This is a genomic window from Streptomyces sp. NBC_01478 (genome assembly GCF_036227225.1).
Classification (GTDB): Bacteria; Actinomycetota; Actinomycetes; order Streptomycetales; family Streptomycetaceae; genus Streptomyces.
Map to the genome: position 1 here is coordinate 5,906,494 of NZ_CP109444.1, position 12,305 is coordinate 5,918,798.

A 12,305-nucleotide genomic window follows, 5' to 3' on the forward strand; every position below is an offset into this window, starting at 1 on the left:
TTACGACGTCCAGTGGCGTTCGCCCCGTTGGGCTCGTAGGGGGCTACCTCGACCCCGCATTCGGAGGGTAGCCCCATCCTCCCCCGCGCCCGGATCCGGTTGGCTGGAGATCGTCACCGATCAGAACGCAGACGCAGAGCACCGGGGGATCCGACCATGCAGATGCCGTCATCGAGGAAGACCGGAGCCGCCGTACTGGCAGCAGCCCTGCTCGCCCTGGGCTCACCCGTGGCCGCGACCGCCACCACAGGACCCCCGGTGCCGAGGCACCCCTCCCACACGTACGACGAGACCGTGCTCCGCCAGGACCTGGCAGCCGTACGGAAGGCCGGCGGCGGCGATGTGAACGTGCTGGCCAGGGTCGACGGACCGGACGGCGCACCCCTCATGGCACGCATCGGCACCCGCACGGCCGGCGCCTCGGACCCGATCCCCTGGAACGCGCACTTCCGCGTGGCGAGCACGACGAAGACGTTCGTGGCGACCGTCGTCCTCCAACTCGTCGCGGAGAAGCGGCTGTCACTCGACGACACCGTCGAGCACTGGCTGCCGAGAGTCGTCACGGGCAACGGCAACGACGGCCGCCGCATCACCGTCCGCGACCTGCTCCGCCAGACCAGCGGCCTCTACGACTACATCGACGACCCGGAGATCCAGGACCGCCTGCTCAACCACTTCGACGAGATCCGCTACGACGCCACCCCGGCGGCGGACATGGTCGCGGTCGCGATGAAGCACCGCCCGCTGTTCGTACCGCGGCCGGGCGGGGCCACCCGGTGGGCGTACTCCAACACCAACTACCTGCTGGCCGGGATGATCGCCGAGAAGGCCGGGGGCGCGAGCTGGCAGGACCTGGTCACCCACCGGATCGTCGCGAAGCTCGGACTGCGCGACACCTCCGTCCCCGGGCTCAACCCGTTCCTGCCCGACCCGCACGTGGACGCCTACCTGACGACCGCCGACGGCAAGCGTCTCGACGTCACCGATCACAGCCTCCAGCACACCGCGGACTCCGGTGTGGTGAGCACCACCGCCGACCTGAACACCTTTTTCCGCGCCCTGGTCGGCGGCCGGTTGCTCCCCGCCGCCCAGTGGCGCGAGATGCGGCAGACCGTGGCCAGGACCGACGACCCGGAGGACGTGGCCGAGATGCCCGAGGGCACCTACGGCCTCGGCCTGCGCAGGATCCCGCTCTCCTGCGGCGGTTTCTACTACACCCACGAAGGCGATGGAGCGGGCGTCAACACCCGCCCCGCGGTGAGCGCGGACGGCCGCCGCGCGGCGACCGTCTCCATCACGACCACCACCGCGCCGCCGGACCTCACGGCCCTCAACCGCGCCACCGGCACCCTCGTCGACCACGCCCTGTGCGACCGACCGGCCAAGGGTTCACCGGAGAGCTAGGCCGTGTCCGGCCGTCGACAATCGACCGTCGCCGGTCGGCGTTGGGCAGTCGGCGTTGGGCAGTCGGCAATCGGCAAGTACGCCAGCGGATGTCCTGGGCGGTCTTCATCGAGGACGGCTTCAGACCTGACTCAGCAGCAACCCCCAGGCCCGCGCCCGGCTGTCACATCGCGCTCCGCCGATCCGAACAAAGCAGAACTCCGTGCCGCGGCAAGGCGATAGCCTCTGCCGGCAGGCGCTCAGTTCGGGCGCGTCCAGGCAGCAGCACGGGTACAGGGACGAAATGGCACACAGCACATTACGCTCGACGGTCAGGGACATAGTCGCCAAAGCGGCACCACAGGAATTGCCGATACTCGATGGAGTTCTGTCGGCCCGTGACGACGCCGGAGTCTCCCGCCTCCTGAACCCTCGTAAAGTGCGCCGCGATCCGCTCGGCTTTGGCTTCACAGAGGTCGCCGCCCTGGTTTCCCCTGTCGTGTGGCTGGTTGTCGACGAGGCTGCACGCCGAGCGACCGGTGCGGCCACCGACAGCGCCATTGTCCGGGCACGGAGCGTCTCACGTCGCGTGCTCAGACGGAGCCCCGAGCCTTCGCGCCCCATGCCGTCGTTGTCACCACAGCAGATCAATACCGTGCATCAGCGCGTACGGGAGCGAGCACAAGTGGCGGGGCTCGACGAGATCGCCGCTGAGCAACTCGCCGACGCGGTCGTATCGCGTCTCGCCCGGGAGTCCGCCGAAGATCTCCGCGGCTCCGAGCAAGCCACAAGCCAGACGCCTTGAGCCGGTACCACGGTGAGCCACTCCGATTACAGAACGGAGAGGAGCGCCGGAACGACGCGGCGCTTCGTAGTACTGCTGGTGGTCACGATGCTGCCCTGCGTGCTGCTGTTCGGCGGTCTGGCAGAAGAATTCGTTGATTCACCGTCAAAGGTCATGGCTGGTGCACTGATCGGCACAGGATCTGTACTGCTTGCCTCATTCGCGCTCTACTGGTGGATACCGACATGGCGAAGTCGAGGCGGCCGGCTCGTCGAGGTGCCGAGCGAACTCATGCCGGAATTACTGGAATTGACGAACCGCGCAGGAATCCGCCGTCCTCCTCGGTTCGTGCTCGACAGCCTGGCCATGACCGCCGGAGCGGTGGTCTTCGGCCGAGCCGCCCAGTACACCGTGTGCCTGCACGCCGGCCTGCTGTTCAGACGGGAACAGGATCCCAAGGCCTTCGAGGCGGTGATACTGCACGAACTGGCCCACATACGTAACCATGATGTGCAGATCGCCTACGCCGGCCTGGCCATTTGCCGGGTTTCCACCTTCGTATTCGTACCGTGTGTCGGGTACGGGGAATGGCTTATGGGACTGGACCAGGCGGCAACGACGACCGTGAAGTTCTGGCTCTACGGGCTGCTGTTCTTGGCTCAGCCGTACCTGATGTACACCGAGTTATTGCGGAAGCGCGAACTGTACGCGGATTTCGACGCGGCAGGTTGGGGCGCCGATCCCGCTGTCTGGGAAGCGGAAGCCTCGACGCCGGCACCGAACCAGACGATGGCGGGACGGCTCGGGAATGTCCTGCGGGCGCGAGCCAGAGAGGTCATCGGCATCTGGCATACGCATCCGACCTGGGAGCAGCGCTGCGCAGCAGTGGCCTGCCACCGACGTTCCGCCCCCGTCGGCATGTTCGGCGACGACATGATGACGCTGTTCCTGCTGATCACTTCCTTCCTGACCACGCTCATCAGCCTGATCATGATTTTCACCATGCAGGGTTGCGGCTGGGTGAGTTGGGCCCAGACACTCATCATCTATCCGGCCGCCCTCGTGATGGCGGTGGCATCCAGCTCAACCCCCAGCAAGAATTTCGTCATTCACCGATACAGACCGGTGCGCTCCGGGACGCGGAGAGACCGCGCGCTGAAACGGGCGGCCGTGTTCATGGCATGTACGTGCGTTCTCGTTCTCTGGGATCCGTTGGGCCTGCGAGACTCCTGCACCACAACCGACGACTCCGCCCCACGGCCGATCACCCATGAGGCACAGCGCATCGTGTCCTGAGGGCGTCATTCATGAGGGTGGAGAATGCGGCCGGGTTCGAGGTCTCTTCGGAAGACGAACGAGCGACCACTGGGCCGATCAACAACGGCTCATTCGATCAACAGCGGCTGGTGACCGGCCCGCGGCTCCCCATGAGCCACGGGCCCGTCCGGTGGCCGCTCCGCTCAGTCCGCCAGCGGCAAGTACACCCGGCCCCCGCTGGCCGCGAACTCCTTCGACTTCTGCAGCATCCCCTCGGCAACCTCCTCCGCCGTCGCCCCGGCGGCCGCCGTACCGCCGAACTGCGCTGTGATGCTTTGGCTGATCTTCATCGAGCAGAACTTCGGCCCGCACATCGAGCAGAAGTGCGCCGTCTTGGCCGGCTCCGCCGGAAGCGTCTCGTCGTGGAACTCCCGTGCCGTGTCCGGGTCGAGGGCCAGATTGAACTGGTCCTCCCAGCGGAACTCGAAGCGGGCGTCGGACAGCGCGTCGTCCCACTCCTGCGCACCTGGGTGCCCCTTGGCGAGGTCGGCTGCGTGGGCGGCGATCTTGTAGGTGATGACGCCGGTCTTGACGTCGTCACGATTGGGCAGGCCCAAGTGCTCCTTGGGCGTGACATAGCAGAGCATGGCCGTGCCCCACCAGGCGATCATCGCGGCACCGATGCCGGAAGTGATGTGGTCGTACGCCGGCGCGACGTCCGTCGTCAGCGGGCCGAGCGTATAGAACGGAGCTTCATCACAGATCTCCTGCTGAAGGTCGATGTTCTCCTTGATCTTGTGCATCGGGACATGCCCCGGGCCCTCGATCATGGTCTGTACGTTGAAACGCTTCGCGATCGTGTTGAGTTCCCCGAGCGTCCGCAACTCCGCGAACTGCGCCTCGTCGTTGGCGTCCGCGATCGAACCGGGCCGCAGGCCGTCGCCGAGCGAGTACGTGACGTCGTAGGCGGCGAGGATCTCGCACAGCTCCTCGAAGTTCTCGTACAGGAACGACTCCTTGTGGTGCGCCAGACACCAGGCCGCCATGATCGAGCCGCCGCGCGAGACGATGCCCGTCTTGCGGTTCGCCGTCAGCGGTACGAACGGCAGCCGTACGCCCGCGTGGACGGTCATGTAGTCCACGCCCTGTTCGGCCTGTTCGAGGACCGTGTCCTTGTAGATCTCCCAGGTCAGCTCCTCGGCACGGCCGTCGACCTTTTCGAGCGCCTGGTAGAGCGGCACCGTGCCGATGGGGACGGGGGAGTTGCGCAGCACCCACTCGCGGGTGGTGTGGATGTTGCGGCCGGTCGACAGGTCCATGACCGTGTCGGCGCCCCAGCGGGTCGCCCAGGTCATCTTCTCGACCTCCTCCTCGATCGAGGAAGTGACCGCGGAATTGCCGATGTTGGCGTTGACCTTCACCAGGAACCGCTTGCCGATGATCATCGGCTCGATCTCCGGATGGTTCACGTTGGCCGGCAGCACCGCACGCCCCGCCGCGATCTCCTCCCGGACCACTTCGGGCGAAACGTTCTCCCGTACGGCCACGAACTCCATCTCGGGCGTGACCTCGCCCCGTCGCGCGTAGGCGAGTTGCGTGACCGCCACGCCGTCCCGTCCGCGCCGCGGCTGACGTGGCCGCCCAGGGAAGACCGCGTCGAGGTTGCGCAGTCCGCCGCGCGGCGAGGTGTGCTTGATCCCGTCGTCCTCGGGGCGGACGGGACGGCCCGCGTACTCCTCGGTGTCGCCGCGGGCGATGATCCAGTTCTCCCGCAGCGGCGCCAGTCCCCTGCGGACGTCGGTGTCGACGAGCGGATCGGTGTACGGGCCGGAGGTGTCGTACAGCGTCACCGACTGCCCATTGGTGAGGTGCACCTGACGGACCGGTACTCGCAGATCGGGGCGCGAGCCCGCGACGTACCCCTTGTGCCAGCCGATGGACTTCCCGGCCTCCGGGGGCTGATCGGCCCCCGTCTGCTGCTCGGCCCGCGCCGACTCCTCGCCCGAAATGGGCTGTTCGTCCTGGCTGACGGCAGACGTGCGTGCGTCCTTGTTGGTCATGAGACCTACTCCCTACGCCGGCATTACCCGGTAACAGGTTCGGCGGTCGACGCAGCGGCTTCCGTCAGCCGATGTTTCATGTGAAACATCACTCGATTCAGGTGACGTTTCCCGTGAAACATCGCAGAGACGAAGGTCAGCGCCCTCTCAGCCCGGTGCTCCGAGCTCCCGCGTGTGCAAAGGTGCCTCCACGCTAGCGCCATAAGTGACGCGGTGAACAGTGGGCCTCCGGCGTTCTTGCGATGATCGGGCGGTGACCACGACACAGCAGCCCCCGTACCCGCCGACCGGGCCGCCGCATGGCCACGACCACGGCCACGGCTCGGGAGGCGACCACGGCTCCGGGTCCGGGGACGACCACGGTTCCCACGGGGACGGCGGGCACGGTTCCGGTGCGGGCGGCGGACACGGTCACTCGCACAGCCATGGCCCCGCCGCCCCCGTCTCCCGTCACCTCCGGAAGGTCATCGCGGCGATCCTGATCCCGTTCACGGTGGCGGTCGTGGTCGGGATGGTGGTGCTGTGGCCCGGCGGGGCCCCCTCGCACAAGCGCACCGGAGTCGGCTTCGACCGGCAGACACAGCAGGCGACGGTCACCAAGGTCGTCAGCGTGAGCTGCGCGTCGGTGAACGCCTCGGGCGGTGGCTCGACCGGGGACACCTCCACCGCAGAGGGTTCCTCGGCGGCACAGGAGGCGGCCGGCACCTGCAAGAAGGCCACGGTCACGGTCAGCAGCGGCAAGGACAAGGGCCGTACGTTCACGGAGATCGTGCAGCCCGACCAGTCACGGCAGTTGCATCAGGGCGAGAAGGTCGTGGTCGCGTACGAGCCCTCCGCGCCCAGGGATCTGCAGTACTCCGTCACCGATGTGAACCGTAAGGTCCCGATGGCACTGCTCGCCGGGATCTTCGCGCTGGTCGTCGTGGTGGTGGGCCGGCTGCGCGGTGTCATGGCGCTGGCCGCGCTGGCCATCAGCTTCATGATCCTGAACTTCTTCATCCTGCCCGCGATCCTGCACGGCTCGAACCCGCTGATCGTGGCGGTGGTCGGATCGAGCGCCATCATGCTGATCGCCCTCTACATGTGCCACGGGCTGTCGGCCCGTACGTCCGTGGCGGTGCTCGGCACCCTGATGTCGCTGGTGCTGATCGGCGTCCTGGGCTCGGGTTTCATCGACTGGGCCGCGCTCACCGGCAACACGGACGACAACACGGGCCTGATCCACGGGCTGTACCCGTCGATCGACATGAGCGGTCTGCTGCTCGCCGGCGTCATCATCGGTTCGCTCGGTGTGCTCGACGATGTGACGGTCACCCAGACGTCGGCGGTCTGGGAGCTGCACGAGGCCAACCCCTCGATGGGCTGGCGCGGGCTGTACCGCGCCGGCATCCGCATCGGCCGCGACCACATCGCCTCCGTCGTCAACACACTCGTCCTCGCCTACGCGGGCGCCGCCCTGCCCCTGTTGCTGCTCTTCTCCATCGCGCAGAGCAGCGTGGGGGCGGTCGCCAACAGCGAGTTGGTCGCGGAGGAGATCGTGCGCACGCTGGTGGGTTCGATCGGCCTGGTCGCGTCGGTACCGGTCACCACGGCCCTCGCGGCCCTGGTGGTCTCGGCGGACCGACCAGGACCCGAGGCGGTTCCGGCGGGTGCGGGCGCGGCTACGGCGGACACGGCCACGTCAGGTACGGCCGAGCCGGCGCCGAGTGCCAAGCCCGGGGCGGCGCGCGGCGGGAAGGGCCGTCGCCGCAAGCACTGAGGCGGCGGCGAGAACCGCCGTACGGCCCCGGAGAAGCGTTACTGCGGATCTCCGGGCCTCGCGGGCTCTTCAGGGCTCACACGAGGGTCTTCAGCGCGCAGGGAAGCCTTGGACTCGCACAGGGGCTTCAATCCCACCGCACATAGAACTTCTGGCTCAGGGTGACCTTCAAGCGCACGATGGCCTTCAGGCGCACGGGGTGACCTTCAAGCTCACAGCGTCCCCAGCCGCTTCAGCACCCGTGGCGAAGCGTTACGCCAACCTCCGCGCCACCGCCGTGACAACGCCTCAGCCGGCGCTCTGTTCCTCCGCCAGGATGCGGTCCAACGCCTGGTCGAGGTGTGCGTCGAAGTCCGCGAGGGCGCCCTCCTGGCCGAGCGGAACCAGCCGGTCGGTGCGGTCGAGGAACGCCACGAGCGGTGCCGCGCCGGTGCGGAACAGCGCCTGGTCGCCGCCCACCTGAAGCCGGATCAGCACCTCGCCCAGCGTCTCGGGATCGACGGGCTCGATCCGCACATCACCTTCCCCGCACGCGATGCCCACCCCGTCGATCAGCAGCTCCCGGCCGAAGGTCCAGGTCACCGGGGCGTCTCCCGGCAAATGGAAGGTCAGCCGCACGGCGTACGGATCGCATGTCTCGTAGCCCAGCTCGACCGGGATACGGAAGGAGAGCTCCTCGGAAACGAGGAAGCTCATCATGACCTCTGCCTGTACGGACTCGCGCATCGCCTATCCCGTCAACTGCCGTCGTATGGCCGGGAATGATCCCCGTGACACTGATGGAATATTGCTGAACGTACACGTTAGATCACAAGGAGTAAGTTTTCAGATACTGATAGAGAGCGCGAGCGACCCCAGAAGCCTGCCGACCTCGGTCTGCAACTGCCGAGCCGCGGCCGGCAGCCGATCGGCCTGATGCGAGGGCAGGGAGATGGCCATCGTGGCCGCCGTGGCGCCGAGCGTGATCGGAATCGCCGCGCAGACCGTCCCCAGCGCGTACTCCTGACGCTCCACCACCTGCTCCGTCCGCCGCATCCGGTCCAGGCGCCGCACCAGGGACTGGCTGTCGCGCACGGTGTACGGCGTGAGGGACCGCACGGGGTAGCGGTCGAGGTGGTCACGGCGGACGCCCTCGTCCAACTGGGCCAGCAGACACTGGCCGATCGCGTGCGCGTGCCCCGTCTCACGGAAGTCCGCCCACTCCTCGACCGCCGGACTGCCGGGGGTGTCGGAGACGCACAGGACCTCGATCTCGCCGTCGCGGTACATCGCGTAGTACACCGGCGCACCGATCAGATCCCGCCAGTGCGCCAGCGCGTCGACGATCGTGCTGCGACGTTTCTCCTGCGCTCCGCTGCTGCTCAGCCGCTCCGCCGCCTCCCCGAGGAAGAACAGCCCCTTGTCGCGGCGGAGATAGCCCTCGTGCACCAGGGTGCGCAGCAGGTGGTACGCCGTGGGGAGGGCGAGGCCGGTCTCGCGGGCCAGTTGCTTGGCGGGTGCTCCGTGTCCGTGCCCGGCGACGGACTCCAGCAGACGCATGGCCCGTTGGACGGAGCCGATGAGGGTGGCGCCAGGCTGCTGCGGCGGGTCGGTGGTCGTCGCGTCGCGCCGCGGGTCAAGGGCCGCGGTGGAGCGCTGCTGGTCGGTGGCCGTCGCGGAGCGCTGCTGCGGCGGGGTCGCCACCGGGCGCTGCTGTGCCACCGAACTCGGCTGCGACACCGGGCGCGGGAGTACCACCGGACCCGGCTGTGCCACCGGCCGCAGTTGAGTGGGGACCGCCACTGAGCGCGGCCACGTGGACGGGATCGGTGGGACGGGCGGGACGGGCAGGGTGGGGTGTGCGTGTGGTTCTACGGGTGCGGTGTCAACCGTGGCCAAGGGTCACTCCCGGAGCGCGAGGAGGCAGCCCGTGCGGGGAACACGGGGAGGGGGTGCGCCGCCCGCGGGGTTCGTCCCCGCGTCGAATTCCGGACTTTAACCGCCCGCCACCGCCCGCAGACGGCCTGTCCGGGAAACTTCCCCCGCCCGAGGGAACCGGTGATTCCTGTTACCGATCACCGGTTGCCCGGAAGGGCCTCACCAGTCGCTGCGTGAGGAGGAACTCGACATGAACCTCCGCACGACGTAGATCAGTCCGCCGACCAGCGCCACGAAGATCAGCACATTGAAGAGCAGCCCGATCAGGAAGTGCAGGACGGTCGCTATCAGTCCGCCGAACACGAACAGGGCGATGACCGGCACCGCGACCCACTTCACCCACCACGGCAGTCCCGCGAAGATCTCTCGCATTGTCCTCGTCCTGTACCTCTCCGCCCGTCGCTCTTACCGGGTTCTGTCGGTGTCCGGCACGGGTGCCGGATCTCTGATGTCTGCACTCGATGCTAGAGCGGGCGAAGGTCGAACGGGGGCCTCGCATCCCTTGTCCTCCCCTGACCGTTCCCCTAGAGAACCCTGAGACGCGAGTCAGGCTTCGGGTGGAGGAGAGTCAGGCCTCCGGAGGCGAGAACACCACCAGCACGCGCAGGTCCTCGCTGATGTGGTGGAACTTGTGGGCGACCCCGGCCGGCACATAGACGACGCTGCCGCGCGCCACCTGGGTGGTCTCCATGCCGACGGTGATCGCGGCCCGGCCGCTCACGACGAAGTACACCTCGTCCTGGTTGTGCGGCTGCTGCCGGTCGTGCTCACCGGCGTCGAGCGCGTACAGGCCGACCGACATGTTCTTCTCGCGCAGGAACTGGAGGTATGCACCGTCGTTGACGGCACGCTCCGCCTCCAGTTCATCCAACCGGAATGCCTTCATCGCCCTCGTCCATGCTCGGATTGGATCTCTTCTGTCACGATCAGACACATGAAGAATTTCCTAGTCAAGACGATCGCCAACGCGGGTGCCCTGGCGGTCGCCGTATGGCTGCTCGACAAGATCACTCTGACCGGTGACAGCACCTTCAAGAAGTTCTGGACACTGCTCCTCGTCGCCCTGGTCTTCGGCCTGGTGAACTTCCTGGTCAAGCCGATCGTCAAGGTGCTGACCTTCCCGCTGTTCCTCCTGACGCTCGGTCTGATCACCCTGGTGGTCAACGCGCTGATGCTGATGCTCACCTCGTGGCTGGCCGACAAGCTCGACCTGAGTTTCCACGTCGACGGCTTCTGGACCGCCGTCCTGGGCGGCCTCATCATCTCGGTCGTCTCCTGGGCGCTCAACGTCGTCCTGCCCGAGGGGGACTGAGCGCGCGATGACGTACCGCGTCAGCTTCGTCTGCACCGGCAACATCTGCCGTTCGCCGATGGCCGAATCGGTCTTCCGCGCGCGGGTGGCGGAGGCCGGGCTCGACGGTCTGGTCGAGGTCGACAGCGCGGGTACGGACGGCTGGCACGAGGGCGACGGCGCCGACCCGCGCGCCGTCGCCGTCCTGGAGGAGCACGGCTACGGGACCGACCATGTCGCCCGCCGCTTCCAGGGCTCCTGGTTCCCCCGCCTGGACCTCGTCATCGCCCTCGACTCCGGCCACCGCAAGACCCTGCGCCGCCTCGCACCCACCGAGCAGGACGTCGAGAAGGTCCACCTGCTCCGCTCCTACGACCCCGCCGTCGGCGACGACCTCGACGTACCGGACCCGTACTACGGGGGCCTGGGCGGCTTCGAGGAGTGTCTTGAGATGGTGGAGGCGGCGAGCGCGGGTCTGCTCGCCGCGGTGCGTGACGAAGTGGAGGGACGAGCGGTATGAGTGATTCCGCTACAGCCGGAGGTGTCGGGAGCGGTGCGGGGGACGGCACGCGCGCGGTGCGGGCCGGTCTGCCCGAGCCGGTCAAGTACGAACCCACGCTCCCCGGGCCTGTCTTCGCCGCGCACTTCCATCTCCCGGGCGAGGCGACGGGCCCGTACAAGTACGGCCGTGACGAGAACCCGACCTGGACCCACTTGGAGCGCGCCATCGGCGAGCTGGAGGCGCCCGGGCAGGACGGCGTCGAGACACTCGTGTTCGCCTCCGGGATGGCCGCCATCTCGTCGGTGCTCTTCTCCCAGTTGCGCGCCGGAGACGCGGTCGTCCTGCCCGACGACGGCTATCAGGTACTGCCCCTGGTACGCGAGCAGTTGACGGCGTACGGCATCGAGGTGCGCACCGCGCCGACCGGCGGGGACGCCCAGCTCGACCTCCTCGACGGCGCGAAGCTGCTGTGGATGGAGACCCCGTCCAACCCCGGGCTCGACGTGTGTGACGTACGACGGCTCGCCGACGCGGCACACGCGCGTGGCGCCCTCGTGGCCGTCGACAACACCCTCGCCTCGCCCCTGGGGCAGCGCCCGCTGGAGCTCGGCGCCGACTTCGCCGTGGCGAGCGGCACCAAGCAGCTCACCGGGCACGGGGACGTCCTCCTCGGGTACGTCGCCGGAACCGACGCCTCGGCGATGGCCGCCGTACGCCGGTGGCGCAAGGTCGTCGGCGCGATTCCTGGGCCCATGGAGGCCTGGCTCGCGCACCGCTCGATCGCCACGCTCCAGTTGCGGGTGGACCGGCAGAACGCCACCGCGCTGATCCTCGCGAAGGCCCTGCGCGAGCGGGCCGAGGTGACGGGCCTGCGCTATCCGGGGCTGCCCGACGACCCCTCGTACAAGATCGCCTCGCAGCAGATGCGGCGCTACGGGTGTGTGGTGTCGTTCACGCTGCCCACGCGCACGCGTGCCGAGCGTTTTCTCGACGCGCTGCGGCTCGTGGACGACGCGACGAGCTTCGGCGGGGTGCGGTCCACCGCCGAGCGGCGGGGCCGCTGGGGAGGGGACGCGGTACCGGAGGGCTTCGTTCGTCTCTCGGTCGGTGCCGAGGACCCCGAGGACCTGCTGGCCGATGTGCTGCGTGCGCTGGACGAGTCGGCGCGGTGACCGCTTTACGTACCGCCGGTCGGTGTCCGGATACGCACAACGGACGGTCCGAGCCTCCCCCCTCGTGGCTCGGACCGTCCTCGGTTCTGCGCGCGAAGAACCGCGCGCACAAGGCTAGTTGACTCTGTGTCAGTGTCCAATCACGGTAGCGACAGCGGCCTATCGACTTATTTATAGTTG

The 12,305-nt window shown here is 68.0% G+C and carries 12 protein-coding genes; 6 read left to right on the forward strand and 6 right to left on the reverse strand.

Translation table 11 applies throughout. The features are described 5' to 3' along the window. Positions 1-156 precede the first annotated feature (156 nt). On the forward strand, positions 157-1,404 hold the full coding sequence (locus tag OG223_RS26685; RefSeq protein WP_329253589.1) for a serine hydrolase domain-containing protein: 1,248 nt from the start codon (positions 157-159) through the stop codon (positions 1,402-1,404). Positions 1,405-2,017: 613 nt separating this feature from the next. Here the strand turns inward: OG223_RS26685 and OG223_RS26690 are convergent. Then, a complete protein-coding gene (locus OG223_RS26690; RefSeq protein WP_329253592.1) occupies positions 2,018-2,167 on the reverse strand; it encodes a hypothetical protein in 150 nt (49 codons plus the stop codon). Positions 2,168-2,275: 108 nt separating this feature from the next. Between OG223_RS26690 and OG223_RS26695 the strand changes: the two genes are divergently transcribed. Further along, positions 2,276-3,463 (forward strand): M48 family metallopeptidase, encoded by a 1,188-nt coding sequence (locus tag OG223_RS26695; RefSeq protein WP_329265486.1) that lies wholly within the window; start codon positions 2,276-2,278, stop codon positions 3,461-3,463. Positions 3,464-3,627: 164 nt separating this feature from the next. Here the strand turns inward: OG223_RS26695 and thiC are convergent, their stop codons facing one another. After that, the gene (thiC, locus tag OG223_RS26700; protein WP_329253594.1) at positions 3,628-5,484 is read right to left on the reverse strand and encodes a phosphomethylpyrimidine synthase ThiC; all 1,857 of its coding nucleotides are present in this window, start codon (positions 5,482-5,484) and stop codon (positions 3,628-3,630) included. A gap of 253 nt (positions 5,485-5,737) precedes the next feature. Here thiC and OG223_RS26705 point away from each other — a divergent pair, with 253 nt between their 5' ends. Beyond that, positions 5,738-7,243, forward strand: a complete 1,506-nt coding sequence (locus OG223_RS26705; protein ID WP_329253597.1) for a YibE/F family protein — start codon at positions 5,738-5,740, stop codon at positions 7,241-7,243. A 288-nt stretch (positions 7,244-7,531) separates the two neighbouring features. Here the strand turns inward: OG223_RS26705 and OG223_RS26710 are convergent, their stop codons facing one another. The 4 genes from OG223_RS26710 to OG223_RS26725 all read right to left on the reverse strand — a co-directional run bounded on the left by OG223_RS26710 (position 7,532) and on the right by OG223_RS26725 (position 10,046). Further along, positions 7,532-7,969: an SsgA family sporulation/cell division regulator gene (locus OG223_RS26710; RefSeq protein WP_329253600.1), complete on the reverse strand. Its 438-nt coding sequence runs from the start codon at positions 7,967-7,969 to the stop codon at positions 7,532-7,534. A gap of 99 nt (positions 7,970-8,068) precedes the next feature. Next, positions 8,069-8,926: an IclR family transcriptional regulator gene (locus tag OG223_RS26715; protein WP_329265488.1), complete on the reverse strand. Its 858-nt coding sequence runs from the start codon at positions 8,924-8,926 to the stop codon at positions 8,069-8,071. 393 nt (positions 8,927-9,319) lie between these two features. Beyond that, the gene (locus OG223_RS26720) at positions 9,320-9,532 is read right to left on the reverse strand and encodes a DUF5326 family protein (RefSeq protein WP_200691124.1); all 213 of its coding nucleotides are present in this window, start codon (positions 9,530-9,532) and stop codon (positions 9,320-9,322) included. A gap of 196 nt (positions 9,533-9,728) precedes the next feature. After that, on the reverse strand, positions 9,729-10,046 hold the full coding sequence (locus OG223_RS26725; protein WP_329253604.1) for a cupin domain-containing protein: 318 nt from the start codon (positions 10,044-10,046) through the stop codon (positions 9,729-9,731). A gap of 48 nt (positions 10,047-10,094) precedes the next feature. Between OG223_RS26725 and OG223_RS26730 the strand changes: the two genes are divergently transcribed. Genes OG223_RS26730 through OG223_RS26740 form a run of 3 tightly spaced genes read left to right on the forward strand, consistent with a single transcriptional unit; the run spans position 10,095 to position 12,125 of the window. Next, complete coding sequence (locus tag OG223_RS26730) at positions 10,095-10,472, forward strand: phage holin family protein (RefSeq protein WP_329253607.1); 378 nt, start codon at positions 10,095-10,097, stop codon at positions 10,470-10,472. A gap of 7 nt (positions 10,473-10,479) precedes the next feature. Further along, positions 10,480-10,971: a low molecular weight protein-tyrosine-phosphatase gene (locus OG223_RS26735; protein ID WP_329253610.1), complete on the forward strand. Its 492-nt coding sequence runs from the start codon at positions 10,480-10,482 to the stop codon at positions 10,969-10,971. Then, positions 10,968-12,125, forward strand: coding sequence for a cystathionine gamma-lyase (locus OG223_RS26740; RefSeq protein WP_329253612.1), 1,158 nt, complete (start codon positions 10,968-10,970; stop codon positions 12,123-12,125). The genes OG223_RS26735 and OG223_RS26740 overlap by 4 nt, the downstream gene beginning before the upstream one ends. Positions 12,126-12,305: the final 180 nt, after the last annotated feature.

Bases quoted from the DNA above. Each gene is read 5' to 3' on its own strand.
- OG223_RS26685 (WP_329253589.1), top strand. From the start codon at position 157: ATGCAGATGCCGTCATCGAGGAAGACCGGAGCCGCCGTACTGGCAGCA.
- OG223_RS26695 (WP_329265486.1), top strand. From the start codon at position 2,276: ATGCTGCCCTGCGTGCTGCTGTTCGGCGGTCTGGCAGAAGAATTCGTT.
- thiC (WP_329253594.1), bottom strand. From the start codon at position 5,484: ATGACCAACAAGGACGCACGCACGTCTGCCGTCAGCCAGGACGAACAG.
- OG223_RS26710 (WP_329253600.1), bottom strand. From the start codon at position 7,969: ATGCGCGAGTCCGTACAGGCAGAGGTCATGATGAGCTTCCTCGTTTCC.
- OG223_RS26720 (WP_200691124.1), bottom strand. From the start codon at position 9,532: ATGCGAGAGATCTTCGCGGGACTGCCGTGGTGGGTGAAGTGGGTCGCG.
- OG223_RS26725 (WP_329253604.1), bottom strand. From the start codon at position 10,046: ATGAAGGCATTCCGGTTGGATGAACTGGAGGCGGAGCGTGCCGTCAAC.
- OG223_RS26730 (WP_329253607.1), top strand. From the start codon at position 10,095: ATGAAGAATTTCCTAGTCAAGACGATCGCCAACGCGGGTGCCCTGGCG.
- OG223_RS26735 (WP_329253610.1), top strand. From the start codon at position 10,480: ATGACGTACCGCGTCAGCTTCGTCTGCACCGGCAACATCTGCCGTTCG.
- OG223_RS26740 (WP_329253612.1), top strand. From the start codon at position 10,968: ATGAGTGATTCCGCTACAGCCGGAGGTGTCGGGAGCGGTGCGGGGGAC.